At 63.7% G+C, this 306-nt stretch carries 1 pseudogene; it reads right to left on the bottom strand.

What is annotated here, in order from left to right:
• Positions 1 to 250: pseudogene (locus GYA94_RS26780) on the bottom strand (ATP-binding protein); the annotation flags it as partial.
• Positions 251 to 306: the final 56 nt, after the last annotated feature.

Below are 306 nucleotides of genomic sequence, written 5' to 3'. Positions count from 1 at the left end.
CCATGGGCAACAGCCGCAGTTGCAGCGGTGCGAAATCACCGGCCAGCTCCTGCGCTACCGCTGGCCACTGCTCGCGCGGCGCCTGGCGGAACTGGCGCACGACCATCGACTGCACACCCTTGGCCTGGTCCAGGTTGTAGGCCATGAACCGGTCATGGAACAGGCCGACGATACTGTCGGGGATAAGCAGCAGCGCACCGGCATAGGCAATGATGATCACCAGGTACAGCCGCACCAGGATCTTGAGCATGGCCGGTCAGCACTCCCACTCGACGCGGCTGAACAGATAGCCCTTGCCCCATACGG

This window comes from Pseudomonas juntendi (genome assembly GCF_009932375.1).
Taxonomy (GTDB): Bacteria; Pseudomonadota; Gammaproteobacteria; order Pseudomonadales; family Pseudomonadaceae; genus Aquipseudomonas; species Aquipseudomonas juntendi.
This window is presented reverse-complemented; position numbering and strand designations above follow the sequence as displayed.